The 22,267-nt window shown below is 71.4% G+C and carries 28 protein-coding genes; 9 read left to right on the forward strand and 19 right to left on the reverse strand.

Annotated features, from left to right (window positions below; genetic code table 11):
• The first annotated feature begins 8 nt into the window (after nt 1-8).
• Entirely contained in the window at nt 9-350 is a 342-nt protein-coding gene (locus ACFTXQ_RS13335; protein WP_382639639.1) for a PRC-barrel domain containing protein, read from the forward strand.
• Between the two features lie 115 nt (nt 351-465).
• Here the strand turns inward: ACFTXQ_RS13335 and ACFTXQ_RS13340 are convergent, their stop codons facing one another.
• The 3 genes from ACFTXQ_RS13340 to ACFTXQ_RS13350 form a co-directional block, all read right to left on the reverse strand.
• Nucleotides 466-687: a helix-turn-helix transcriptional regulator gene (locus tag ACFTXQ_RS13340; RefSeq protein WP_351719112.1), complete on the reverse strand. Its 222-nt coding sequence runs from the start codon at nt 685-687 to the stop codon at nt 466-468.
• Nucleotides 687-1,172 carry a DUF2975 domain-containing protein gene (locus ACFTXQ_RS13345; RefSeq protein WP_382639643.1) on the reverse strand — a complete coding sequence of 162 codons (486 nt, stop codon included), beginning with the start codon at nt 1,170-1,172 and terminating at the stop codon, nt 687-689. The genes ACFTXQ_RS13340 and ACFTXQ_RS13345 overlap by 1 nt, the downstream gene beginning before the upstream one ends.
• An 80-nt stretch (nt 1,173-1,252) precedes the next feature.
• Nucleotides 1,253-1,585, reverse strand: coding sequence for a hypothetical protein (locus ACFTXQ_RS13350; protein ID WP_382639645.1), 333 nt, complete (start codon nt 1,583-1,585; stop codon nt 1,253-1,255).
• A 366-nt stretch (nt 1,586-1,951) separates the two neighbouring features.
• On the opposite strand from ACFTXQ_RS13350, the gene ACFTXQ_RS13355 reads away from it, so the two are divergent.
• On the forward strand, nt 1,952-4,309 hold the full coding sequence (locus tag ACFTXQ_RS13355; protein WP_382639648.1) for a macro domain-containing protein: 2,358 nt from the start codon (nt 1,952-1,954) through the stop codon (nt 4,307-4,309).
• An 848-nt stretch (nt 4,310-5,157) separates the two neighbouring features.
• On the opposite strand, the gene ACFTXQ_RS13360 is transcribed toward ACFTXQ_RS13355, so the two are convergent.
• From ACFTXQ_RS13360 to ACFTXQ_RS13400, 9 genes are all read right to left on the reverse strand, one after another.
• The gene (locus tag ACFTXQ_RS13360) at nt 5,158-5,499 is read right to left on the reverse strand and encodes a hypothetical protein (protein ID WP_382639651.1); all 342 of its coding nucleotides are present in this window, start codon (nt 5,497-5,499) and stop codon (nt 5,158-5,160) included.
• A 43-nt stretch (nt 5,500-5,542) separates the two neighbouring features.
• The gene (locus ACFTXQ_RS13365; RefSeq protein ID WP_382639654.1) at nt 5,543-5,689 is read right to left on the reverse strand and encodes a hypothetical protein; all 147 of its coding nucleotides are present in this window, start codon (nt 5,687-5,689) and stop codon (nt 5,543-5,545) included.
• On the reverse strand, nt 5,686-6,228 hold the full coding sequence (locus tag ACFTXQ_RS13370) for a nucleotidyltransferase domain-containing protein (RefSeq protein WP_382639657.1): 543 nt from the start codon (nt 6,226-6,228) through the stop codon (nt 5,686-5,688). Before ACFTXQ_RS13370 ends, ACFTXQ_RS13365 begins: the two co-directional genes overlap by 4 nt.
• A 53-nt stretch (nt 6,229-6,281) precedes the next feature.
• Nucleotides 6,282-6,659 (reverse strand): PRC-barrel domain-containing protein, encoded by a 378-nt coding sequence (locus ACFTXQ_RS13375; protein ID WP_382639659.1) that lies wholly within the window; start codon nt 6,657-6,659, stop codon nt 6,282-6,284.
• Nucleotides 6,646-7,074 carry a hypothetical protein gene (locus ACFTXQ_RS13380; RefSeq protein ID WP_382639662.1) on the reverse strand — a complete coding sequence of 143 codons (429 nt, stop codon included), beginning with the start codon at nt 7,072-7,074 and terminating at the stop codon, nt 6,646-6,648. Before ACFTXQ_RS13380 ends, ACFTXQ_RS13375 begins: the two co-directional genes overlap by 14 nt.
• A complete protein-coding gene (locus ACFTXQ_RS13385; RefSeq protein ID WP_382639664.1) occupies nt 7,074-8,303 on the reverse strand; it encodes an NRAMP family divalent metal transporter in 1,230 nt (409 codons plus the stop codon). Before ACFTXQ_RS13385 ends, ACFTXQ_RS13380 begins: the two co-directional genes overlap by 1 nt.
• Nucleotides 8,300-8,728: a hypothetical protein gene (locus ACFTXQ_RS13390; RefSeq protein ID WP_382639667.1), complete on the reverse strand. Its 429-nt coding sequence runs from the start codon at nt 8,726-8,728 to the stop codon at nt 8,300-8,302. Before ACFTXQ_RS13390 ends, ACFTXQ_RS13385 begins: the two co-directional genes overlap by 4 nt.
• Before the next feature lie 292 nt (nt 8,729-9,020).
• Nucleotides 9,021-9,662 (reverse strand): class I SAM-dependent methyltransferase, encoded by a 642-nt coding sequence (locus ACFTXQ_RS13395; RefSeq protein ID WP_382639669.1) that lies wholly within the window; start codon nt 9,660-9,662, stop codon nt 9,021-9,023.
• 65 nt (nt 9,663-9,727) lie between these two features.
• Entirely contained in the window at nt 9,728-10,705 is a 978-nt protein-coding gene (locus ACFTXQ_RS13400) for an ArsR/SmtB family transcription factor (protein WP_382639672.1), read from the reverse strand.
• Nucleotides 10,706-10,789: 84 nt separating this feature from the next.
• Between ACFTXQ_RS13400 and ACFTXQ_RS13405 the strand changes: the two genes are divergently transcribed.
• Nucleotides 10,790-11,980, forward strand: a complete 1,191-nt coding sequence (locus tag ACFTXQ_RS13405; protein WP_382639675.1) for an alpha/beta fold hydrolase — start codon at nt 10,790-10,792, stop codon at nt 11,978-11,980.
• Here ACFTXQ_RS13405 and ACFTXQ_RS13410 read toward each other — a convergent pair.
• A complete protein-coding gene (locus ACFTXQ_RS13410; protein ID WP_382639678.1) occupies nt 11,974-12,309 on the reverse strand; it encodes a YnfA family protein in 336 nt (111 codons plus the stop codon). The genes ACFTXQ_RS13405 and ACFTXQ_RS13410 overlap by 7 nt on opposite strands.
• A 109-nt stretch (nt 12,310-12,418) precedes the next feature.
• Between ACFTXQ_RS13410 and ACFTXQ_RS13415 the strand changes: the two genes are divergently transcribed.
• Nucleotides 12,419-13,975 (forward strand): class I adenylate-forming enzyme family protein, encoded by a 1,557-nt coding sequence (locus ACFTXQ_RS13415; RefSeq protein ID WP_382639681.1) that lies wholly within the window; start codon nt 12,419-12,421, stop codon nt 13,973-13,975.
• Nucleotides 13,976-13,996: 21 nt separating this feature from the next.
• Nucleotides 13,997-14,902: an NAD-dependent protein deacetylase gene (locus ACFTXQ_RS13420; protein WP_382639683.1), complete on the forward strand. Its 906-nt coding sequence runs from the start codon at nt 13,997-13,999 to the stop codon at nt 14,900-14,902.
• Between the two features lie 21 nt (nt 14,903-14,923).
• On the opposite strand, the gene ACFTXQ_RS13425 is transcribed toward ACFTXQ_RS13420, so the two are convergent.
• Genes ACFTXQ_RS13425 through ACFTXQ_RS13435 form a run of 3 tightly spaced genes read right to left on the reverse strand, consistent with a single transcriptional unit; the run spans nt 14,924 to nt 16,612 of the window.
• Nucleotides 14,924-15,523 carry a hypothetical protein gene (locus ACFTXQ_RS13425; RefSeq protein WP_382639686.1) on the reverse strand — a complete coding sequence of 200 codons (600 nt, stop codon included), beginning with the start codon at nt 15,521-15,523 and terminating at the stop codon, nt 14,924-14,926.
• Nucleotides 15,520-15,822: a hypothetical protein gene (locus ACFTXQ_RS13430; protein WP_382639689.1), complete on the reverse strand. Its 303-nt coding sequence runs from the start codon at nt 15,820-15,822 to the stop codon at nt 15,520-15,522. The genes ACFTXQ_RS13425 and ACFTXQ_RS13430 overlap by 4 nt, the downstream gene beginning before the upstream one ends.
• 58 nt (nt 15,823-15,880) lie before the next feature.
• Nucleotides 15,881-16,612 carry a dienelactone hydrolase family protein gene (locus ACFTXQ_RS13435; protein WP_382639691.1) on the reverse strand — a complete coding sequence of 244 codons (732 nt, stop codon included), beginning with the start codon at nt 16,610-16,612 and terminating at the stop codon, nt 15,881-15,883.
• 112 nt (nt 16,613-16,724) lie between these two features.
• Here ACFTXQ_RS13435 and ACFTXQ_RS13440 point away from each other — a divergent pair, with 112 nt between their 5' ends.
• The 3 genes from ACFTXQ_RS13440 (at nt 16,725) to ACFTXQ_RS13450 (ending at nt 18,546) form a co-directional block, all read left to right on the forward strand.
• Entirely contained in the window at nt 16,725-17,207 is a 483-nt protein-coding gene (locus tag ACFTXQ_RS13440; RefSeq protein ID WP_382639693.1) for a MarR family winged helix-turn-helix transcriptional regulator, read from the forward strand.
• Between the two features lie 46 nt (nt 17,208-17,253).
• Complete coding sequence (locus ACFTXQ_RS13445) at nt 17,254-17,955, forward strand: 2-phosphosulfolactate phosphatase (protein WP_382639761.1); 702 nt, start codon at nt 17,254-17,256, stop codon at nt 17,953-17,955.
• Between the two features lie 123 nt (nt 17,956-18,078).
• A complete protein-coding gene (locus tag ACFTXQ_RS13450) occupies nt 18,079-18,546 on the forward strand; it encodes a MarR family winged helix-turn-helix transcriptional regulator (protein WP_382639695.1) in 468 nt (155 codons plus the stop codon).
• A 24-nt stretch (nt 18,547-18,570) separates the two neighbouring features.
• Here the strand turns inward: ACFTXQ_RS13450 and ACFTXQ_RS13455 are convergent, their stop codons facing one another.
• Nucleotides 18,571-19,569, reverse strand: coding sequence for a helix-turn-helix transcriptional regulator (locus ACFTXQ_RS13455; RefSeq protein ID WP_382639698.1), 999 nt, complete (start codon nt 19,567-19,569; stop codon nt 18,571-18,573).
• 97 nt (nt 19,570-19,666) lie between these two features.
• Between ACFTXQ_RS13455 and ACFTXQ_RS13460 the strand changes: the two genes are divergently transcribed.
• Entirely contained in the window at nt 19,667-20,068 is a 402-nt protein-coding gene (locus ACFTXQ_RS13460) for a RidA family protein (protein ID WP_382639699.1), read from the forward strand.
• Nucleotides 20,069-20,210: 142 nt separating this feature from the next.
• Here the strand turns inward: ACFTXQ_RS13460 and ACFTXQ_RS13465 are convergent, their stop codons facing one another.
• Nucleotides 20,211-21,086, reverse strand: a complete 876-nt coding sequence (locus ACFTXQ_RS13465) for an aldo/keto reductase (protein WP_382639702.1) — start codon at nt 21,084-21,086, stop codon at nt 20,211-20,213.
• A gap of 13 nt (nt 21,087-21,099) precedes the next feature.
• Entirely contained in the window at nt 21,100-22,038 is a 939-nt protein-coding gene (locus tag ACFTXQ_RS13470; RefSeq protein ID WP_382639704.1) for an NAD-dependent epimerase/dehydratase family protein, read from the reverse strand.
• Nucleotides 22,039-22,267: the final 229 nt, after the last annotated feature.

Genomic DNA, 22,267 nt, shown 5'->3' on the forward strand with positions numbered 1-22,267 from the left:
GTTGAGACATGACCGACGACATGTGGGCCTACCGCTCCGGCATCATCCACCCGACGGGCGAGGACCTGACGGGCTACGGCGTTGAAGCCGTCGACGGCCATATCGGCAAGGTCGACAAACACTCCGACGAGGTCTCCGACGCCTACCTCGTGGTCGACACCGGCGTGTGGATCTTCGGCAAGGAGGTCCTGCTGCCGGCCGGGACGATCATCCGGGTGGACGCGGAGAACAAGACGGTCCATGTGGACCGCACCAAGGACCAGATCAAGGCGGCTCCGGAGTTCCACCGCGACAACCACCTGCGGGATCCCGACTACCGCCAGGTGATCAGCAACTACTACGGCGGATGAGCAGCCCCGGCTGCCCGCCCGACGACGAGCCCCCGCCCTTCCGCGCCGGAAGGACGGGGGCTCGGGCGGTGCGGGCGCGTTCGCGGGTGGCGACGCTCGCCGGAGACGGTACCCGTCATCCGCCGGGGGCGTCCTCGGTCTCCCAGCGCAGCAGGTCGCCCGGCTGACACTCGAGTACCTCGCAGAGGGCGGCGAGCGTCGCGAAGCGCACCGCCTTGGCGCGGCCGTTCTTGAGTACCGCCAGGTTGGCGGGCGTGATCCCCACCCGGTCCGCGAGCTCGCCCACGGACATCTTCCGCCTGGCCAGCATCACGTCGATGTCGACGGCGATCGGCATCAGATCACCTCGTCCAACTCGGCCCGCATCTCCGCCGCTTCTACGTCGCGCGCAACGGCCTGGGCGAGCAGCATCCGCAGTACGAGCACGATGAGAGCGACCCCGAGGATGGCCACCCCAATCCCGGCCATGATGACGGTGACGCCCGGGTCCTCCCGCTGGCCCGGTGCGTTGACGGCCGTGACCGCGAACCACAGGAGGGCGGCCGCCACGATCGCGCCGATCACGCCGTCCACGTACCGGAAGGCTGCGTGGGAGAACACGGTTCCGCGGCGCACCATCGTCACCAGTCGCCATACGCAGACCAGGGCGACCTGCGCCGAGACCATGCCCAGCATCGTGATCAGGCGCAGGGGGGTGAGCGGGAGCGAACCGTCCTCCGGGTCGGTGGCCAACGCCCACACCATCATCACCTGTACGAACACGGTGCCCGCGAGCACCACCGCGAGCACGGCGCGCAGCGCACGCACTGTCAGCTTCCCCACGACCGATCCTTCCATCGAGTTACGATGGGAATCTATCGAGTTTCGATAGATGGAGCAAGGGCTGGGACCCCTGCGCGGCCTCACTCGGTGATCTGAGTGTGTGCCGGTCCCGAGTCGTAGCGGTCGAGGAACGCGTTCGCCGGGAGGTCGAGCGCATGGAGTCTGGAGAACACCTCCGTACCCGAGCCCACCTCCTCGTCGCCGTCGGAGATCCGGTATGCCTGCACCATGTCGAGGACTTCGAGGTCACCCTCCCCCGCATACTCGGCCGACTCCCGCTCGGCCAGTTCGACGGCCTCGTCGAGGGAGCGGGCCCGGAACAGCACGACGCGCTCCTCGTAGGGGCGGTCTTCCCAGGTCAGCCATCTGTAGAAGGTTCTGGCGCCGTACCACGCCTCCGGCTCTTGCCTCATTGCGGTCCTTCATCCCCTCGCGTCACTGCGATCATCGCCAAGACAGATCCATTTTCACAGCGGGCCCCCTGGGAGGAGCTGCCCGGCCGATGACGAGGCAGATTTGCCTGGCCCCTGGGGTTGCTCGGCTGAGAACAAACGGTGCGCTGGCCGTGCTTGTCAGGGGTGGCAGTCAGGGACAGTGGCCGGCAGCGGCCGTCGCCGCTCAGGTGGATCTTGCGGTGAAGCCTCCCCGGCCTCGTCTGGCCGACGGGGCGTTTGCGGAGGCGTGACGGCAGGTCATCGTCCGCTTGCCGGAGCGGCGTTGTCAGTGGTCGCGGTTACGTTCGAGGTGTTGCGAAGGACGTTTCCCGACAGGAGTGGACGATGACCGAGAGCAGTGTTCAGCCCGCGCTCCGGGTGGTGCTGACAGACGTCAACGAGCGCGTGGTGGAGGCGTGGCGGGCCGCGTTCGCGGACACCCCCGGCATCGAGATCCGCAAGGGCTCGATCCTCGACGAGGACGTCGATGCCTGGGTCACGCCGACGAACTCCCAGGGCCGGATGGACGGCGGGGTGGACGCCGTCATCAAGCGGTATCTCGGATCCGGCATCCAGCTGCGGGTGCGGCGGGCGATCCGCGATCGGTTCGCCGGAACCCTCCCCGTGGGCAGCGCGGTCTGCGTCCCCTCGGGTGCGACCGTCCCCCGGTACCTGATCTCGACGCCGACCATGGTGCAGTCCTCGCAGAACGTGAGCGCCACGCTGAACGTGGCTCTGGCCTGCGCCGCCGCATTCCAGGCCATTCACCGGCAGAACCGGAAGGCGCCGGGCAGCATCCGCTCCGTGGCTCTGGTCGGGATGGGTGCGCAGACCGGCCGGGTCCCGGCGAGGGTGTGCGCCAACCTGATGTGGACCGGCTACACGCTCTTCCACGACCACTGGTTCGAGGATGACGACGAGCTGCGCACCACGGTCGTCACGCAGCTCAACGGCATTGAGAACGCCCCCGTCGAGGAGCGGGTACGCATCGTGCCACCGAAGCCCGTTGCGCCGACTGGTCCCGCCGGCCACGCGGCGGGCCACATCCATCCCCCGACCACCACGAGCGAAGGCCCCTCCCCCGTGACTGACGCGAACAGCGGCGCGGCGCCGACCCAGCCCGACGCGAGCGACTCCCTCGGCCTCACCGAACTCTTCAACGGCGGCGGTGAGCCCTGGCTTCCGCTGCTGAAGCCCGTCATCGAGGCGCTGCCGGACGCCGCCCGGTTCATCGGGAAGGGCCGCAGCCCTGAGGTCGTCCCGGTCCGTGAGCTCACCTTCCAGGCTCTCAAGCCCAACCCGCCGCACAAGTGGAAGGTCGTCGCCTTCGGCCAGAACCCCTATCCGCGGCCGGAGAGCGCGACCGGCATAGCCATGTTCGACAACACCTTCAGCGACTGGAAGGACAGCCAGTTCGGCAGGGTCGTCAGCATCCGCTGCATCATCAAAGCGGCGGCGATGTGGAAGTACGGCATCGCCAAGAAGACGCCCATCGCCGACGTCCGCGCGCTGTTGAAGGAGCGGGAAACGGTCCAGCCGCCCGAGTGGTTCCAGGCGATGCTCACGCAGGGCGTGCTGTTGCTGAACGCCTCGCTCACCGCGAGCGGCGACGGAGCGATGGGCGCCGAGCAGCACACGGCGTTCTGGCGGCCGGTCGCCGAACGGATCGTCGAGGAGATCCTCAAGGCCAAGCAGGAGGCCGCCGAGGAGGACCGCGGGGTCGTGTTCGCCTGGTGGGGGGCGCACGCCCGCAATCTGAAGAGGGTCGTCCTGCGGCTCCAGAAGAAGTACCCGGACGTCGAGGTCCGGCACATCGACCACGCGAACCCGGCCGCGCAGGGCGACATCTTCTGCGAGGGCGACCATTTCGCCATGGTGAACGAAGCTCTCGCTTCGCTGGGTGCCGAGGGCATCGACTGGCTGCCCAGCAAGGGGTGGAACGACGGGGCGGCCGGCGCGGGAGGTGCGGATGTCGCGGCACGCATGGGCGCCTTCATCGAGTCGACCATGAACCTGCACCAGCTGTACCTGGAGCGGCTCACCAGCGTCAAGGACGAGGGCCTTGTCCTCCCCGCGATCACCGGCGTGTTCGATACCCCGCTGATGGACTTCCACGACGCCGTCGCCCCGGTCACCGAGACGCTGTCCGGGCTCGCCCGGCACATCGAGCGGTCACGCGACTTCGGCAAGCGGCGGGCGGACGAGGTGTCCGGCAGCCTGTCCGCCGACGCGATCGCCGCGCTCTATCTCTACACCTGTGAGTCCGCCTTCTACCGCGAGATCAACGCCGTTCTGCGCTCCCCGGACCGCACCAGGGTCACGCCCTACCTGCCCTACCTGCGGCTGCTGTTCTCGGCGGTCTCGGGTCTGCCCACCCACACGCAGCCGCTGTGGCGCGGCGTGTCGCTGGACCTGCGGGCGCAGTACCCGGTGGGTCGGACGGTCACCTGGTGGGGCGTCTCCTCGTGCACCTCCGAACTGAGCGTGGCCCGGGCCTTCCTCGGCAGCCGCGGCAAGCGGACGCTCTTCGAGATAACGCCCGCGCAGGCGGTCGGGATCAGGAGCTTCTCCGCCTTCACCGGGGAGGAGGAGTACATCCTCACGCCGGGAACACAGCTCAAGGTGACGGACGTGAAGAGCGAGCGCGGCGGGCTGTGCACGGTCAGGCTCACCGAAGTCGACGCCGCTCCGATGGTGTCCTGACCCGTCCTACGGCCGGTCGCCCGCAGGTGCCTTGCCCCGTAGGCATCCACAACGCTGCCGCCCGCGCCTGGATTGGTGGCATGGGGCAGTCGCGTGTCGAGCGGATTGCGGAACTGGCGGGCGAGGGGCGGCCCGTGAAGTCGAGAATCCGGTCACTCTGGGGCAGGTCGGATTCCTCCTGGAGCAACTCGGCGCAACCGCATCTCCATCGGCCGCGCGCCCCTCGCCGACCCCGCCGCGCGCCTCGACCCCACGACGGCGACCGCGCTCGAACGCGCCTATCCGCCGCCGGAGCACACGCTGTCCTTCCTCCCGCTGGCCCTCACCCTGCTCCCGGACCGCGACTGCCGTTTCGTCTCCGCCGACCTCGTCCTGACGGTGGAGGAGGGCCCGGAGGAAGGCTCGGAGGAAGGTATGCGTGAAGCGCTGTTCCTCCGCCTGGAGCCCTCCGAACGCAGCGACACGATCGACGTGACCAGGGCGAGGGCGGCGCTGGGCGCTTCCCTCTCCGATCCGCTGTTCGCCGTGGTGAGCGCCGAGCTGACACCCCGCACGGAGGAGTCCAGGCTCACCAGGACCGAGGTGTCCCTGGAGAGTTTCGGAACCGGCACCCCCGAAGCCGGGTGGCGCCTCACCGTGACCAGCTCCCGCGAGATACCGCTGACCACCGACGGGCTGCTCGGGGTCCTGGCACGCCCCGGAACCCCTCCGGTAACGTCCGGCTCAGTGTCGTGGCCGAGATCGAGATACGCACCCCCGGCGACCGCTGGCTCACCTGGATCTTCAAACGCAGCGGCCCGCCCTCGGTCACCCGGACCATCGCCCTGGGCGGACCCCCGGCACCGCTCTCACCCGTAGCTGAGGATCACGAGCAGTGCCGTGCACTCCGCGAAGACCTGAACGGCGAGGGACACCTGCCGTACCCCCTTGGCCGGCGCGGCCAGGGCGACGACGAACGCCACGGCACCGATGCCGGCCCCCCAGCCGAACAACCACCCGGGCAGCCCTGCGGCGCACTGCTCGCCGTACGTCACACAGCGCGAGGCCTCCTCGGACGCCAGAACCAGCACCCCGGCCGCGAGGGCCGCGGGCACGAACAGGACGGCGGACAGAACGGCCCGGAACCGGGAACGGTCCCTTGCCCCGGCCACTTGGGCCGAGGTAGCCGGAGAGGAGTCGGTTGCGTTCATGCCTCGATCCAACGCAGTCGCCGACCCCTGCGCAGCGGCTCAGCTACTCACCGCAGGTGCGCAATGTACTCAGACCGCCGACGACGCTCCTGGCACGGCTCGCCATCCGGCTGTCGGCTTCCACGCCCGGGGTGGTGACGGCGAGCGCGAGGGCTTCGCGCTGGGCCGAAGTGCGGTCGGGCTCACTCATGCCGGGCGTGTGCGGCGCTCTCGTAGGGCTGCCTGCAGCCGGGTGATGTCCTCGGCGTCCTTCCTGCGGCGAGGGCGGCCCGGAACCCAGACCGGCATCATCTGCTTGATCTCGATCTGGGCGCGGGGACTGATGATCCGGCATTGCAGTGGGCCGATCCGGCCGGGAGCGGCTTCGAGCATGTGCTCAGGCCACGGCTCCCCCGCCCAGGGGCCGCCGGCGACCACGACGCGTCCGAGCCTGTCCTTGCGCAGCAAGGCGAAACTGCTCTCCATGCCGTCCTTGCAGAAGTCGAGCTGCAGGTCGGAGGGCGGGCCGGGCAGGGGTTCGTGGCCGGCCCGCAGCAGTGCGTCGGTCAGAGCGGAGGCGTCATCCGCCCAGGCGAACCAGTCGATGTCCTCGTGGTCCCGTGTGGGCTCGCCGATGAAGAAGTCCATGGCCCAGCCGCCGCGGAGCCACACCTCCACACCGAGGGCCTTCGCGATCTCCACCGTCTCGCCGATCAGTTCAAGCTGCCGAGCAGTGCGTTCCGTGTCCACAGCCGTGGAGGCTACGCGGGGCCCCCGGCCGCCGCAGCTCGATTAAGCGGTCCTCAGTCACTCCAGTGCGCGTGCATCGTGTCCAGGCTGCTGAGGCTGTCAGCTGCCTGGTTGAGGGTGATGGTGCCGTCCTCGCCGAGACGCGGCGGCGGCCGGTGGTCGGCAACGGCGGACCAGGGTGCCCACATGGCGTGGCGGGTGGCGAGGTGCGCGAGGGCGGTGAGGGGCCAGGGGGCGGTGACGGGGCGGTGGTCGTAGCCGAGCATGCGGCTGCGGCGGCGGGTGGCGATCACGATTCCCTCCAGGCGCATCCCGCCCGTACCGCCGCCGGCCCGGGGGGCGGTTTCGGCGAGGCGGGCGTCGCTGACGTGTCCGATGTCGCGGCCGGTCGCGTCGATGACGCGGGCTCCCATGAGGTCAGCCAGGCGCATGGCCGGATCCGGGGAGGGGGGTGATGACGTTGTCACGGATCCAGTCCTCCAGGGGGTGTACGGCCTCGTCGTCGGGCGTGGTCGTGGCCGTCAGGGCGGCGCCGATCCGGATGATGCGATCCGTGGGGATGCGGGCGTGGCCCTCCGGTCCGCCCGTGGTGAGGCGGCGTGCGAGGGCGTTCAGCAGGCGGGCGGGCCGTCCGGACAGGCGGGGTGCGAGGGCGGTGGGGCCGATGAGGACGGCGCTCACGTACAGGTTTCCGTCGCCGTCGGGGGCGAGTTCGAGGTCGTCGACCTTGGCGAGGGGGGAGCCGTCCTCGCTGATGACCTGGCGGTCCAGGAGGTGGAAGCGGGCGCTGTAGGCCCGTCCCGGTCGGCGCTCGTCCTGCGGCCTGGGCGGAGGGTGCTGGGGCATCACAGGCCTGCTTTCGTGGCGAACATCAACGGGAGGGCGGCGAGGGACGCGACCACCAGGAGCACCAGGTAGACCACGCCGAGGCTGTTCGAGAGGCGGCCGTTGACGGCTTCGCCCATGTACTCGTGGTCGTTGGCGACGACGAGGATCGGCAGGTAGGTCAGGGGCAGGGCGACGGCTGCGAAGACCAGTGAGTACTCGGTGACCTTGATCGGATCGATGCCGGTCAGCACGAGCATGGAGCCCGCGATCATCGAGACGAGGACGACCAGGTGGAAGCGGGCGGCCGTGCGCGGCGCCTTGGTCTTGCCCCAGGTCCAGCCAAAGTACTGGGCCACCGTGTAGCCGCAGGACAGGGCGGTTTCCAGAGCGGCTCCGAAGGTCGCGGCGAAGACTCCGAGGAGCGCGAAGGCGAGGCCGACTTTGCCGAGGGAGACGACGACGGGCAGTGTCACCTGCGAGAGGTGGTCGACGCCGATGCCCTCGGGGTGGAGCACGAGCGCGGCGGAGCTCATGATGGACAGCGCCAGCAGGCCTCCGAGCGGAAAGCCGACGAAGACGTTCATCCGTTCCGTGATGAGGTCTTTGCGGCTCCAGCGTTCTTCGATGCCGCCGGAGGAGAAGAAGAACACCTCGTACGGGGTCATGGCGCTGGCGAACAGGGCGATGCCGTAGTACAGGTACGTCGGCAGGCCGTCGCCGGCGGGTACCCGGGGGTGGGTGACCTGCTGCCACATGTCGCCCCACCTCGGGTCCAGGTGCAGTACGGCGACGATGAAGACGATCAGAGCGAGGCCGGCCAGGCCGAAGACGCGTTCCATCGTCTCGAACTTGGTGCGCCAGATCACGATCCACACGGCGAAGGCCACGGCGGGGATCCACAGGAGGTAGGACGCCGAGGTGAGGAGTTCCAGGGCCAGCGCCACGCCGGCCAGCTCGGCGGCGAGGGTCAGGAGCGTGACGAGGAACGATCCGGTGAGGTTGGCGAACGCGACGCGGGGGCCGAGGCGTTCACGGACGATGTCGAAGGTCGGGCGCCCCGATACGGCCGCGACCCGGCCGGCCATCTCGGCGTACACGCAGATCCCCACCACGCCCAGCAGCAGTACCCACACGAGGCCGAAGCCGAAACGGGCGCCCACCAGGGAGGAGGCCACGAGGTCGCCGATGTCGACGAACCCGCCGATGGCGGTCAGGATGCCGAGGGTGACGGCCAGGGCGCGCTTCACGACAGCTGCTCCTCCAGTCGCTCCAGTCGCGCTTTGGCACGCGACAGGTCTGCCGCGTGGCCGCCCAGTTCGGACGCCTCGCCCCGGCGGGCGGAGATCCTCGCAGCCGCCAGCGCGTCGCCCGCCTCGGTCAGGGCCTCGCTCACCTGGTCGCGTACCCGGTCGGCCGCCTCGCTGGGCGGCTGGCGGGAAGTGAAGGCCTGCTCGGCTCCGGCGAGGTCCTTCTCCGCCTCGCCGAGCAGGACGGACAGGTAGGAACCGGAGGCGTTCCCCCGGCCCGCGGCCAGAACGGCCAGGCGGGCCGTGCCGACCGCGGACGCGGCGGCCTCCGCCGTGTTCGCGGCCTTGAGCTGGTAGTCCTCGTCCGTACGGGAGGAGCCGGCGCAGCCGGTCGCCGGCAAGCAGCACGCCGCCAGCAGCAGCACGACCGCGACCGGCCGCAGTACGCGGCTCTGCCTGCTCAGCGGCGGCGGGCGATGAAGTACACGGCCAGTGCCACCAGCACGATCATCTGACCCCAGCCCGCCAGCAGCACCAATCCCTGGTCCACTCACAGCCTCCCGCCTTTCCCGGTCTCCAGGAGGCACGTCTGCCCCCGAGAACGCTCCGCAGTCAACACCGCCGCGTCGGACCTGGCTGCGTACCGCGCCGGTGCTCGTCCTCGCGCGTCTCCGTACGGCTGACGGGAACGCCACCATTGGCGTCTTCGGGGGCCGCCTACTGGAGGCGGGCCAGCAAGTGGGCGTCGAGGAAGCCCCGCTCGGAGGCCGGGTCGTGGAGGAGGCGGGCGAAGGGGACGAGCCCGGCCCCGGCCAGCAACTCGGCGAAACGGTCCACCGGCCAGCTGTAGGCGGGCGTCACCTTGTGGTCGAAGCGGACCGGCTCCGCGCCGGAGGGTCCGTCGGTCGCGAAGAACGAGACCAGGAGCAGGCCCCCCGGCGCCAGGACGCGCACCTGCTCGGCGAGCACCGCGGGCAGTTCCCCGGGCGGGGTGTGGATCATCGAGTAGTGGGCCAGCACGCCGCCGAGCGCGCCGTCCTCGACCGGCAGGGCCTCCATCCGCGCCTCGTCGAAGTGCAGTGCCGGATGGGCCCGCCTGGCGTGGTCGACCATGCCCGGGGAGAGGTCGAGGCCGAAGGCGTCCAGCCCCAGCTCGTGCAGCATGGCCGTCAGATGTCCGGGCCCGCAACCGACGTCGGCCGCCCGCAGGTTCCCTGTCCCGCGCACCAGCTCCGCGAACGTGCCGACCATGGCCCGCGTGAACGGCCACGCCTCCATGTGCCGATCGGCGAACATCGACGCGTACAGATCCACGACCCCGTCGTAGGCCGCCCTGGTCTCCTTCTGGTGCTCCATCACGGGCAGGAAGCTAACATCCGCGCGTCGCGTGTGGAGATGCCGGCGAAGGGGGCGGCCGGCGGCGGTCAGCCCGTGCCGTTGAGCAGCAGCTCCGCCAGCGCCGTGCGCATGTGGTGCACGGAGCGGCCCGTGCGGGTGGTGGTGACGAGTCCGGCGGCGCGCAGGGCCGAGGCCTGGGCGGAGGCCGTCGCATTGCTGACGCCGATGAGGCGTGCCAGCTCGGTGGTCGTCCGCGCCCGGTCCAAGGAGTGCAGGAGTGCCAGCCGGGTGCTCCCCAGGACTCCCGCCAGGGCCTCGTCCCGTACGCCGCCCCCGTCCGGGACGAGCGGCAGTCCCGGGCCGGCGTCGTAGGCCAGCGCCACCGGACGGTCGGGCAGGTCCTGGACGAGCGGGCCGCGCCGCCAGTGGAAGGTCGGCCGCAGGACCAACCCGCGTCCACCGAGCCGGATCTCCCGCACGTCGCGCCCGCCCGGTCGGGGCCATTCCCAGACTCCGTCGCGCAGCCGCGACCCCGGGGCCAGGTGGAGCAGGGCGGCGCCCAGGCCCCGTTCGGCCACGGCCAAGGCGTGGCGGGTGAACTCCTCCCGGTGCAGGTCCTGGACCTGGGGCCACACGGGTGCGAGGAGCGTCTCGTGGGCCGCTCGCTGGGCCCTGCCGAGGATCCGCCAGGCATCGGCGTCCCCGGCGTGCAGGGCGCGGATCCATGGCGGGGCCGGCCGTCGTGCGTACAGCTGCTCGATGCCGTCCCGTACGAGCTCCGGGCGGCCCGCCCGGATCAGCGCGAACCCCTCGTCCGGCGTGTCCCCGAGAACGTCGAGGAAGGCGGGGGCCGCCCCGTCCGCCCCGTCCGGCGCCAGGTCCGCGAGCGGCTCGACGGCGCCCGGCAGGTTCCGCAGCAGGCGGCGGCGCCAGCGCCCGAACAGCAACTCCTCGTGCGGGGCGGCCAGCATCATCAAGGCCGCGTGCAATTCGGGCACGGGCGAGGGCCGCGGGGCGAACCGCACCCTGGCGAAATCGTCCGCCGTGAAATGGATCCGGATCATGCACATCCCCCCGCTCCGCGCCAGCATTTCGGACCTGGCCACAAGCTTGGCCCCGACACGGCACCTGCCCCCAGGATGCCGTCCATGATCTCTTCCTTCTCGCCCGGTCGCCGCTCCGTGGCCAAGGGGGCCCTCGCCGGGGCGGCCGCCCTGCTGTTCGGCGCCGCCCCGGCCTCCGCCGCCACCCCGACCTCCGCCGCCACCCCGGCCTCCGCCGCCGTCCGCGGCGCCGCGCCGCTCCTGCGTCTGCACCTGCCGGCGCCCAGCGGCCCGTATCACGTCGGCGCCAAGACGCTCCACCTCGTCGACAGCTCCCGCAACGACCCGTGGGAACCCCGAATCGGCGTACGCGAACTCATGGTCACCCTCCTGCAACCGGCCGTCCCCGGCGGGGACTTCCCGTGCGCGCCCCAGCTGACCCCGGAGGCCGCCGCGAGCTTCACCGCGTACGGCCCGCTGATGCACCGGGAACTCCCCGCATCCGGAGTCGACTGGGCGGCCACCCTCACCCGTGCCAGGATCGACGCCCCGCCCCTGCCCGGCCGACGTCCCGTGCTCCTCTACAGCCCCGGGGGCGGCGACGCCCGTACGATGGGCAGCGCCCTCGCGGTGGACCTCGCCTCACACGGTTGGACGGTCGTCACCGTCGACCACCCCGGGGAGGCGAGCGAGGTCGCGTTCCCCCACGAGCGGCCGGGCCGCGAACGCGTCCGGACCACCACGCTCCTGGGCCCGCCCGACGCGGCCGTCTTCCGCACCATGATCGACACCCGGGTCGCCGACCTCCGCTTCGTCCTCGACGCGCTCGGCCTGCGGCGCGTCGGGGTCTACGGACACTCCGCGGGCGGCACGGCGGCCGCGCAGGCGCTGTACGAGGACCGGCGGATCGCCGCCGCCGTGAACCTGGAGGGCTACCTCGACCGGATGGACGGCGAACTCCTGCCCGTGGCCCGCGAAGGGACGGACCGTCCGCTGCTCCTGGCCGGCACCGACGGCTTCCGCAACCTCCGGCTGGACCGGTCCTGGGCCGCGCTCCTCGCACACGCGGGCCCCGTCACGCGGCGGCAGCTCGACGACGCCCAGCACTGGGTGTTCACCGACTACGCGGCCCTCGTCCCCCAGCTCCACGACGCCGGCCTGACGACCACCGCCGGACGCGCCGCCATGGTCGGCCGGGCTGATCCGCGCGTCACGGTGCCCGCCGTTCGCGCTCTGGTCCGATCGTTCTTTGCCGGTTCGCCGCTCGGTGGAGGCCGTTTCGGCGTGGCTCAGTGACTGCGGGGCGCGTACATGATCACGGCCATCCCCGCCAGGCAGACCAGGGCACCGATCACGTCGTAGCGGTCGGGGCGATAGCCGTCGGCGACCACGCCCCAGGCGATCGACCCGGCCACGAAGACCCCGCCGTACGCGGCGAGGATGCGCCCGAAGTCGTCGTCGGACTGGAAGGTCGCCACCACCCCGTAGAGGCCGAGGGCGATGACGCCGGCGCCGATCCAGATCCAGCCCCTGTGCTCGCGGATGCCCTGCCACACCAGCCAGGCGCCGCCGATCTCGAAGAGGGCGGCGACGACGAACAGGGCAACGGAACGAGCGACGGTCATACCGCCGGACCCTACCGGCGGCCCGTGCCCGTGTGGGGAGATGGACCCGGCTCGGATAGCGTCTTCCCGCGGGTCTCGGGGTCGGCGCGGTGGTGAAGGCGGGGACGGCATGGCGGCGAGTGCGCGGTACGTGACGGAGCTGGTCGGTGCGCTGGAGCGCTACGGTCCGCGTCCCGCGCTCGGCGCCGGCCCTGCGGTCAGGGACTTCGCCACGGTCCTGGCCGACGTATACCGGCTGGCCGGGGCGCTCGCCGACGCGGGCCTGGAGCGGGGTCAAGGGCTGGCCGTCGTCACGGCCGGGAACCGGCCCGAGGCGCTGCTGGTCCGTCTGGCCGCGCACGTGCTGGGCGCCCGGCTGACCCACGTCGTCGACGATGCCTCCGTCCACGGGCTGGACTTTATCCTGCGGGACTGCGAACCCGGGCTGATCGTCCACGACACCCCGCTCCCCGCCGCCGACGGCACACCGCGGCTCGACCTGGCCGCACTGTTCTCCCGCGCCGCCGCCCGCGATCCGGAGCCCGTCACCGTACGGGCCCGCGAGGACGACGTCGCCCGGGTGACGTACACCAGCGGGACCACCGGACGTCCCAAAGGGGTGGCGTCCACCTTCGGCGCTCTGGCCGCCCGCGTCGACGGCCGCGCCAGCAGGAGCCGCGGCGCGTCGGACGGCGGCCCGGAACCGGTCTTCCTGTCCGTCACCTCCCTCGCCCAGCGCGCGGGTGGCCGCTGTCTGGAGCAGCTCCGCGCCGGCGGCCGGGTCGAGGTCCTCGCGCCGTTCAGCCCCCGCGCGTTCGCGGCTGCCTGCCGCCGCCTGGGCCCGGTGTCCACGTACCTGATGGTGTCGATGGTGTACCGCCTGCTCGACGATCCGGCCACCGCCGGGGCCATCCCCGGGCTGAGCGTGATCTCGTACGGCGCCTCGCCGATCCTCCCGGAGCGGCTGCGGCAGGCCGTCACCCGTTGGGGCGGCCGCTGGCAGCAGGGCTACGCCACGAACGAGGCCTCCGTGATCTGCCGGCTCACCCCCGCCGACCACCTGGACGCGGTGACGGGCCGCAGCCCCGGCCTGCTGGCCTCGGTCGGCCGGCCCGCTCCGGGGGTGGAGGTCCGCGTACGCGACGGAGGGGGCCGCGACCTGCCCGCCGGCCGTACGGGTGAGGTGTGGACGCGGTCCGCGGCGACGATGACGGGCTACTGGAGGCAGCCCGCCCTCACCGGCGAGGTGCTGCGCGACGGCTGGCTGCGCACCGGGGACGTGGGCCACTTCGACGCGGGCGGGTACCTCTACCTCGACGACCGGGGCGCCGACGTGGTGATGGTCGACGGGGACAACGTGTACTGCCTGCCGGTCGAGGCGGCCCTGTCCCGCCACCCGGGGGTGGCCGAGGCAGCGGTGGTCGGCCGGTACAGCGGGCTCACGGGCGAGGAGGTCTGCGCCTTCCTCGTCCCGGCACCGGGCTGGTCACCGGGCGGGCGGCTGGCCGAGGAAGCCTGCGCCCTGGTGGAGGAGACCCTGCCCCCGCTCCACCGCCCGACCGCCGTCTTCTGGACGGACCGGGTCCCCCGAACACCCGGGGGCAAGCCGGCCAAACGACTTCTGCGTCAGCGCGCTGCCCGGTGTGGGCCGGCCGGCGGCCATGACCGCCCCGGGCCGGTGTCCTGACGGTTCCGTACGCTTGGTGGCATGCGCATGCGCCCCACGCTGAGCTGGACGCCCACCGATGATCTACGGCCTGGCACCACGGATCCGGAGCCGGTCGCCGATGCCCTGAGGACCGGCGGTGTGCTGGTGCTCAGTGGCGCGGGCATGTCCACGGAGTCGGGCATCCCCGACTACCGGGGCGAGGGCGGGAGCCTGAGGCGGCATACACCGATGACCTACCAGGAATTCACCGCCAGTGCTCAGGCCCGCCGCCGGTACTGGGCGCGCAGTCACCTCGGCTGGCGTACGTTCGGCCGCGCCCTGCCCAACGCCGGGCACCGGGCCGTGGCTGCGTTCGGGCGGCACGGGTTGCTCTCGGGTGTGATCACCCAGAACGTCGACGGCCTACATCAGGCTGCCGGCAGCGAGGACGTGGTGGAACTCCACGGGAGTCTGGGTCGGGTCGTGTGCCTGTCCTGCGGCGCGTTCAGCTCCCGCCGCGAACTCGCCCGGCGGCTGGAGGAGGCCAATGCGGGCTTCGAACCGACGGCCGCCGGACTGAACCCGGACGGCGATGCCGACCTCACCGACGCACAGGTCGGCGACTTCCGCGTGGTGGCCTGTTCGGGGTGTGGCGGCGTCCTCAAACCGGACGTGGTGTTCTTCGGCGAAGCCGTTCCGCCGCGGCGGGTCGACCACTGTCGCGAGTTGGTCGGCGGGGCGACCTCGCTCCTGGTTCTGGGCTCATCGCTGACGGTGATGTCCGGGCTCCGGTTCATCCGCCAGGCAGCCCAGGCCGGAAAGCCCGTGCTGATCATCAACCGGGACGTGACCCGCGGCGACAAGCACGCCGTCACCCGGGTCGCGCTTCCGCTGGGGGCGACCCTCACGACCCTGGCCCACAGCCTGGACGTCGACCTCCCCGTCGACGGCCGGACGGTGATCTGAACCGGGTACCGGCGTTCGTGGTCAGTGCTTCTCGGCCGGCCCGAGCGGCCGCTTGTAGTACCGCCAGGGGAACCAGCCCGCGCCTACGGGGATCCAGCCCTCGGCCTCCATGCGCCGGTGCCGGCCGCCCGAGGCCAGCGTCACCCGGCAGTGCTCCCACGGGCGGTCGGACGCCTCCACCTCGTGGAACAGCGCCCCGTAGCCGACCAGGTGCCAGCCTTCGCGTCCGGCCTCCGCCAGGGCGGCCATCTCGTTGAACGCGGACAGCGGACTGAGGATGCGGCGCTCGGCCGCGCCCGGCCCCGCTGCGGGCGGTTCGGAGGCCACGGCATCCTCGGCCTTGCCCGCGAAGCGCTGCTGGGCGGCCTGGCGGCTGACTCCCAGGACGCGGCCGACGGTGTCCCAGCTGTGCCCGGCCGCTCTGGCGCCCTGTACGGCCTCGCGCAGCAGCCGGCTCGCCTCCTCGGCGCCGACCCGCGAGGCGTCCACGAGGCGCAGGTACCCGTCGGCGTCGTGTTCCAGCGAGGCGGCCAACCCCTCGCGGGCACCGAGGACGGCGGCCGCGATCCCCTCGCGGATACGGGCGGTTTCCCGGGGGCCGAGCAGCGGCTCGCCGCTCATCGCCGTGCGCCGGAGAGGGGCTCCAGTGCGTCGAGCACCTCTGCGTCGCGGCGCGCCCGGTCTGCGGCCGTACGATCGGCGGCCGTACGGGCGGCGGCGCGGGCGGCCAGTGCGCCCGTGGTGGCGATGAGCGCGAGCTCCGTCACCATCAGCACGACCCAGGCGGCCGTGCTGAGCCGGTCGGCGAACATCGCGGTCAGTGCCGGCAGGATGGCGATCACCGGCAGCAGGGCGGTGAAGGAGTGGGTTGCGGGGGTGGCGGCGGTCTCGTGGGACGCCTTCGGCTTCAAGATCGGCATGCGTCAAGGAAACCTTGACATGATCGCGATGTCAAGGATTTCTTGACACCGCCGGGCTTCACACCCCGAGGGAACGGCCGAGGAGGGACAGCAGGCGGTCCCAGTGGTGCTGCAGTGCGGCGGGGTCGAAGGCATCGGTGTCCGACATGGTGAAGCCGTGGACGGTGCCGGGGTAGATCTCGGAGGTGTAGTCGACACCTGCGGCGTCCAGCGCCCTGTTGAGCTCTCCCAGCGCCTCGGGCGTGATGTCGGTTGCGGCGTGGCCGAAGTGGACCTGAGCGGTGAGCTTGGAGAGGCTGCCTGGGCCGTCGGCGCCCACGGGGCCGTGGAATCCGGCGACGGCGGCCACCCGGCCGGGGTGAGCCGCGGCGGTACGCGTCGCCAGGAGGCCGCCTATGCAGTAGCCCGTCACCGCGACCGGTCCGGCAGCAACCTCGGGCTGGGCGGCGAGGAATCCGAGGTAGGCGTCGGCGTCGCTCAGGACGCGTTCGGCGGTGTGCGCCTCGATCAAGGGCATCACCTGGGCGACGAGCCCGGGCCGGACCTCCTCACCGATGTGCTCGGGCAGTTCGATCACCGGTGTCGGGCCGTGCCTGTAGAAGAAGTTGGGGACGAGCACGTAGTACCCGTTCCGGGCCAGCTCGCGGGCCATCTCGCGCAGCGCGGGCCGGATGCCGAAGGCGTCCGCGTACATCAGCACCCCTGGGTGCCGCTCGCCGTGGTCGGGAAAGGCGGCGAAGGCGTCGGCCTGGCCGTCGGCGGTGGGAATCTGCACTGTCCTGGTGGGCAAGTTCTTCCTTCCTCGGCGTTCGTTTGCTCGATAAACGTTTATTGCACTAACGGTTTCGGCACGACTGAACGTATATCGTTAGTCGGACTAACGCAACGGGTAGGGTGGCGCCGTGATCAGAGACGAAGCCGCGGACAGACCCGACGCCGGCGCACCCAGGACCCCCGACAGGCTGCGCCGGCGGGCGAGCCGACTGCTGTCGCAGCTGACCACGCGGTCGGACCGGCTGATCACCGAGGGGCTCGCCCGGGTCGACGCCCGCAATTGGCACTACGCCGTGCTCGCGTCCCTGCAGCAGTACGGGCCGGGCAGCCAGGCGGAGTTGAGCAGGCGGTCCGGCATCTACCGCAGCGACATGGTCGGCGTGCTCAACGAACTGGCCGAGCGCGACCTCGTCGAGCGGGCGCCGGATCCCGACGACCGGCGCCGCAACATCATCACGATCTCCGCCCGAGGCCGCCACCGGCTGCGCCGCCTCGACAAGGTCCTGGACGACCTCCACGACGAACTGCTCGCACCGCTGAGTCCGGCCGAGCGTGACCAGCTCGTACAGTTGCTCAGCCGCCTGCTGGACCACCACACCCGTACCTCCTGAGTGGACTTACTCGACGCAGTAGTTGGAGTTGTTGCGCATGACCGGAATGGACGCTCGTTTCCTTGGTATCGGCGATCTGGCCGAAGCTCCGTCCGTGGCGGTCGTGGTCGACGTCATGCGCGCTTTCACCGTGGCCGCCTGGGCCTTTGCCCAGGGCGCCGAAAAGATCGTTCTTGCCGGGTCGCTGGACGAAGCCCTGGCGCTCAAGGCTCGCCACCCGGATTGGGTGGCGCTCAAGGACGGACCGGCCGCGCCCGGGTTCGACACCGTCAACTCGCCGGGCCTGCTGAGGTCTCTTGACCTCGGCGGACGGACCGTTGTGCAGAAGACCACGGCCGGAACGGTCGGCGCCCTTGCGGTCAAGGACTCACCCCTGGTCCTGTGCGCCGGCTTCGTGGTGGCGGAGGCAACCGCTCGACTCCTGCGGATACACAGGAGTGACAGCGTCACGTTCGTGGTCACCGGCGAGGACGGGCAGGCCGATGAAGACCTGGCGTGTGCCCAGTACATCGCCCGGAGGGTCACCGAGGCCGGGGCGGATGCTGCCGAGTTCGTCCACCGCGCTGCGGCATCGCGCGCCGCGACCGAACTGGCGGAGGGGGTGCGCCAAGGCGTCCATCCTGATGACGTTGCGCTGTGTCTCGAGGTCGACCGGTTTCCCTTCGCCATGGTGGCGACCTTGGAAGACTCCCTGATGGTCCTGCGTCCAGGCGCGATGCCTCCGCTGACCGACGAGGACCCGGTCTGAGTGAGGCTCCCCAGCCCCAGAAGATCAATTACTTGCCCTCAACCACACTTGAGGTCTTACGGTTGCCGCATGACCTGCACGACAGGCAGGTTCCGCACCGAAGTGCCAAGTGAGGAACATCCCGTGACGAACCAGCAGATCTCCGGCGCCGAACTCGCCGGACAGCCCGCCGCGTACTGGACCGGTCTCGCCTACGAGGCCCTCATCGCCTTCACCCGGGCCCGGCAGGCCGAAAAGGGCTACACCCAGCCCCAGTTCTGGCTCCTGCGGAACCTGTCGAAGAACGACATCTCGCCCGACGGCGAGGGAATGACCATCCCGGAGCTCCGGCAGGCCATGTCCTCCTACATCCGGCCCGAGGACGACCTGGCGGCGGAGGCCGCGATACTCGTCGAGCGAGGCTGGCTGGCCCGGGACCCCGAGGACCGGCTGTGGCTCACCGACGAGGGCGAACAGGCCCGCGTCGACCTGGCACGCAACTCCCCCGCGATCCGCGCCGCCCTCCACGAGGGCATCGACGACGCGGACTACGTCACCACGTTGAAGGTCCTCCGGCAGCTGATCCGCAACGCGGGCGGGACGGTCGCCTGACCCCCTCTCAACCGACCGCGGGCCCTATCCCGAGGGTCGATCCGTGGCTGCGGCGACCCGTCGATAGCTGGTGGCGAGCGCGGTGGCGCGTTCCTGCAGGGAGTTGCGCAACCACTGCGGGGCCAGGGCTTCCGCGTTCGTGCCGAGGTGCCACAGCGCCCATTCGGCGTGTCTCCGATCCTGGAAGGTCACTTCCAGGCGTAGCCGGCCGTCCGGGTCGGCTTCCTCGGCGAGGATGGCCAGTGCGGTGCCCACCAGCTCCTCGCGCCGCGCCGGTTCCACCCGTACGAGCACGGTGACTTGATCGCCGCCCGTCCGAAACTGCGTGCTGCGTTCCTGCCAGGCCCGGTCCAGGTCGACCCGCTCCGGGCGCTGTGCCGGTTCGTCGAGTTCCTCGGCGGCCAAGACCCGGGACAGCCGGTAGGTGCGGTCCGCGCCGGCCCTCGTGGCCAGCAAGTACGCCTGCTCGCGCACGGTGACCAGGCCGATCGGGTCCACCGTGCGCCACTTCGGGGCCCGGCCCGCGGCGGCGTAGTTGATGCGCAGCTTGTGTCCGGCGAACACCGCACGACGGATCTCGGTCACGACGGTGTCGGGAACCTCCTCGATGTCCCGTCGGCGCGCGAGGAGGTCGGTCTCCGGGTCGATGAGCAGCCGCTGGGTCGCGCCGGCCGCGACGGCCCGGTAGCTCTCGGGCAGCGCGTCGACCACCTTGCGCATGGCGGAAGCGAGCGCGGGGCCGAGGCCGAACGTCTGCGCGCCGCGCCGCGATCCGGCGATCAGCAGGGCAAGTGCCTCGTCGTGGTTCAGTCCGGTGAGCTCGGTCCGGAAACCGGGCAGCAACGCGAAACCGCCGTGCCGACCGCGTTCGGCGTAGACCGGGACACCGGCCGCGGACAGCGCCTCGATGTCGCGCAGCACGGTGCGGGTGGACACCTCCAGCTCGCGGGCCAGCGCGGCCGCGGACAGCCGGCCGTGCTGTCGCAGCAGCAGTACCAGCGAGACCAACCGATCGGCGCGCATCCGAAAACGCTACCGGAATACATGACAGGCGGTGTCGTGATTCGTTGCGAGGCTTCAGCACGGCACACAGGCACATTGCACACGAGAGGTGACCCGCATGGCACATGCCCTTGTCAATCCGGACGGTTTGCACGACCCGGTCCCGTTCGGCTACAGCCACACCGCCACCGTCCCCGCCGGTACGGAACTCGTGCTCGTCTCGGGGCAGTACGGTTCGGGGCCGGACGGCGCGGTCGTCTCGACCGATTTCACCGAGCAGGTGAAGCAGACGTTCCGCAACGTCGGCGTCGCTCTTGCCGCGCACGGGCTCGACCTCGGTCACGTCGTCCAGCTCAGGACGTACGTGGTGAACCATGATGTCAGCAAGCTCGGGCCGATCGCCGGGGCCGTTCAGGAGGGCTGGGGCACGAAGCCGCCCACGCAATCCCTCATCGGTGTCGCGAGCCTGGCCACGCCCGACGTGCTGTTCGAGGTCGAGGCGCTCGCCGCCCGGCCCTGACCCGTCACGTAGTCGGCCCGCCTGGTGAGGGGCCGCCGCCTCGTAGGCGAGCGCATGAGGCTCGCCTACGAGGCGTCGACCGGCGACGCCCTGCCGGGCTCGCTGTGGGCAAGGCTCCGGCGTGCCATCGGCACCCGCGGTGTCAGGCCTCCTCGAGCTGCGTCAGCTCCTCCGCGCTCAGGGTGAGCTCCGTGGCGCGTGCCGAGTCGGTGATGGAGGTGGGGCGGCTGGCTCCCGGCACCGGGATCAGTGCCGGGGAGCGGGCGAGCAGCCAGGCCAGCGCGATCTGCTGCGGGCTGACGCCGCGCTCGGCTGCGACGCGGTGGAAGGCCGTGCCCTCCGAGGTCGGGCCGGACGGGCCGTCGAGGGAGCTGCGGGAGATGCCGGCCAGCGGGCTCCAGGGCAGGAAGGCCAGGCCCAGGCGTGTGCTCAGCTGCAGCTCGGGCTCGCCGGCGCGGACGGCGGGCGAGTACCGGTTCTGTACGGAGACGAGGCCGTCGCCGAGGATGGCGTGTGCCTGGCGGATCTGGGCGGTGGTGACGTTGGAGATCCCGGCGGCGCGGATCGTGCCGGCGTCGAGCAGCTCGCGCAGGGCGCCGACGGACTCCGCCCACGGCACGGCCGGGTCCGGCTTGTGCAACTGGTACAGGCCGATGGCCTCGACGCCCAGCCGCTTCGCGGAGGCCCCGGCGGCCCGCTTGAGGTGGGCAGGAGTACCGGTGACCGTCCAGCTGCCGTCGCCGGGGCGGCCGCGTCCGCCCTTGGTGGCGACGAGGACGCCGGAGGTGTCGCCGCCGTAGCGGGCCAGGGCGCGAGCGATCAGGAGCTCGTTGTGGCCCACCTCGTCGGCGTGCCAGTGGTAGCTGTCGGCGGTGTCGATGAGCGTGACGCCGGCGTCGAGGGCCGCGCGGACGGTGGCGATGGCCCGCGCCTCGTCCGGGCGGTGCTCGATGGACAGCGGCATGGCTCCCAGGCCGATGGCGCTGACGGCGGTGTCCGCGATGGTGCGGTACTTCATGGCGGGACGGTCCTCAGGGGGTGGGTGACGGCTCGGTGGTGAGGGCTTCGGCGACGGCGCCGGGCAGCCAGTCGGTGGTGCGGGAGAAGGAACGGCCCAGCTTCTTCGCGCGGGCGTTGCTCATGGCGTAGTGGCGGTCGAAGGAGAACGGCGAAGCCTCCTCAGCCGCCGGGACGGTCCGGTAGACGGGCTCCCGGCCGGCCTGCGCGGCGATGACCGCCGCGAGGTCGTGTACGTCGAGCGAGCCGTCGGAGCAGGCGTTGACCGGGCCGGTGAAGTCGGCCGTCGTCGCCCACAGCAGCAGGTCCGCGAGCTCCTCGTAGTGGGTGAAGACCGTGGGCAGCGGCTTCGCGTGCACTGCGATCGGCGCGCCCCTGGCGATGCGCTCGGCGTAGTGCGCCAGCCGGCCGGTGAACTCCTGCGCGCCGCCGCCCAGTACGTGGGCGCTGCGTACGGAGGCGAACTCGAAGCCGCCGGCGCGCGTGAAGACGGCCTCTGCCTGGCGCTTGCCCTCGGCATAGTGCGCTTCCAGGTACGAGTCGTCGTGCCAGGGCAGGTCCATGGCCACCGGCCAGGTGCCCGGGTCCACGGTCTCCTCCGGCACCGGCGTGCCTGCCGGGACGGCCGGCAGGGCGGCGGTCGCGGGGTCGTAGACCTCGATCGTGGAGGTCATGACGTAGCGCCGCGTGCGCCCGGCAAAGGCGCGGGCGGCGACGGCGGCTTGAACCGGGGTGTAGCAGATCTGGTCCACCACGACGTCGAAGGTGCGTGAGCCGAGCGCGGCCGTCAGGGCCGCCTCGTCGTTCCGGTCGACGACGAGGTGCTCGACGCCGGCGGGCGGCGGGGTCGAGCCGCGGTTGATCACAGTGACCTGGTGGCCCGCGGCCCGCAGCCGCTCCACCAGGAGCTTTCCGAAGTACCGGCTTCCGCCGATGACGCAGATCCTTTGCATGCCCCCATGCTCGGGAACTGCCGTCATCAGCAGAAGTCCCGACCTGCTGGTCACGCATTAAGGAAAACTGTTGATGCCCCGTTGCCCCGGCCCGCGATGATCACTAGGGTGGGTCATGTGACTGCCGGGTCGGCCATGGGCCACGCACGAGTGAGGTTCCCGGCCTCGGCGTGAGCGCGAGGCGGGCAAGGAGCCCGCCCCCTTCTCCTCGTCTTTGCTCCCTGCGCCC

The sequence above is a fragment of the Streptomyces sp. NPDC057010 genome (genome assembly GCF_042673805.1).
Taxonomy (GTDB): domain Bacteria; phylum Actinomycetota; class Actinomycetes; order Streptomycetales; family Streptomycetaceae; genus Streptomyces.

What these genes read in the sequence shown, in the direction of transcription:
- ACFTXQ_RS13335 (WP_382639639.1), top strand. Translation starts at nt 9, where the DNA reads ATGACCGACGACATGTGGGCCTACCGCTCCGGCATCATCCACCCGACG.
- ACFTXQ_RS13340 (WP_351719112.1), bottom strand. Translation starts at nt 687, where the DNA reads ATGCCGATCGCCGTCGACATCGACGTGATGCTGGCCAGGCGGAAGATG.
- ACFTXQ_RS13350 (WP_382639645.1), bottom strand. Translation starts at nt 1,585, where the DNA reads ATGAGGCAAGAGCCGGAGGCGTGGTACGGCGCCAGAACCTTCTACAGA.
- ACFTXQ_RS13355 (WP_382639648.1), top strand. Translation starts at nt 1,952, where the DNA reads ATGACCGAGAGCAGTGTTCAGCCCGCGCTCCGGGTGGTGCTGACAGAC.
- ACFTXQ_RS13360 (WP_382639651.1), bottom strand. Translation starts at nt 5,499, where the DNA reads ATGAACGCAACCGACTCCTCTCCGGCTACCTCGGCCCAAGTGGCCGGG.
- ACFTXQ_RS13365 (WP_382639654.1), bottom strand. Translation starts at nt 5,689, where the DNA reads ATGAGTGAGCCCGACCGCACTTCGGCCCAGCGCGAAGCCCTCGCGCTC.
- ACFTXQ_RS13375 (WP_382639659.1), bottom strand. Translation starts at nt 6,659, where the DNA reads ATGCGCCTGGCTGACCTCATGGGAGCCCGCGTCATCGACGCGACCGGC.
- ACFTXQ_RS13380 (WP_382639662.1), bottom strand. Translation starts at nt 7,074, where the DNA reads ATGCCCCAGCACCCTCCGCCCAGGCCGCAGGACGAGCGCCGACCGGGA.
- ACFTXQ_RS13400 (WP_382639672.1), bottom strand. Translation starts at nt 10,705, where the DNA reads ATGATCCGGATCCATTTCACGGCGGACGATTTCGCCAGGGTGCGGTTC.
- ACFTXQ_RS13405 (WP_382639675.1), top strand. Translation starts at nt 10,790, where the DNA reads ATGATCTCTTCCTTCTCGCCCGGTCGCCGCTCCGTGGCCAAGGGGGCC.
- ACFTXQ_RS13410 (WP_382639678.1), bottom strand. Translation starts at nt 12,309, where the DNA reads ATGACCGTCGCTCGTTCCGTTGCCCTGTTCGTCGTCGCCGCCCTCTTC.
- ACFTXQ_RS13415 (WP_382639681.1), top strand. Translation starts at nt 12,419, where the DNA reads ATGGCGGCGAGTGCGCGGTACGTGACGGAGCTGGTCGGTGCGCTGGAG.
- ACFTXQ_RS13420 (WP_382639683.1), top strand. Translation starts at nt 13,997, where the DNA reads ATGCGCATGCGCCCCACGCTGAGCTGGACGCCCACCGATGATCTACGG.
- ACFTXQ_RS13425 (WP_382639686.1), bottom strand. Translation starts at nt 15,523, where the DNA reads ATGAGCGGCGAGCCGCTGCTCGGCCCCCGGGAAACCGCCCGTATCCGC.
- ACFTXQ_RS13430 (WP_382639689.1), bottom strand. Translation starts at nt 15,822, where the DNA reads ATGCCGATCTTGAAGCCGAAGGCGTCCCACGAGACCGCCGCCACCCCC.
- ACFTXQ_RS13445 (WP_382639761.1), top strand. Translation starts at nt 17,254, where the DNA reads ATGGACGCTCGTTTCCTTGGTATCGGCGATCTGGCCGAAGCTCCGTCC.
- ACFTXQ_RS13455 (WP_382639698.1), bottom strand. Translation starts at nt 19,569, where the DNA reads ATGCGCGCCGATCGGTTGGTCTCGCTGGTACTGCTGCTGCGACAGCAC.
- ACFTXQ_RS13460 (WP_382639699.1), top strand. Translation starts at nt 19,667, where the DNA reads ATGGCACATGCCCTTGTCAATCCGGACGGTTTGCACGACCCGGTCCCG.
- ACFTXQ_RS13465 (WP_382639702.1), bottom strand. Translation starts at nt 21,086, where the DNA reads ATGAAGTACCGCACCATCGCGGACACCGCCGTCAGCGCCATCGGCCTG.
- ACFTXQ_RS13470 (WP_382639704.1), bottom strand. Translation starts at nt 22,038, where the DNA reads ATGCAAAGGATCTGCGTCATCGGCGGAAGCCGGTACTTCGGAAAGCTC.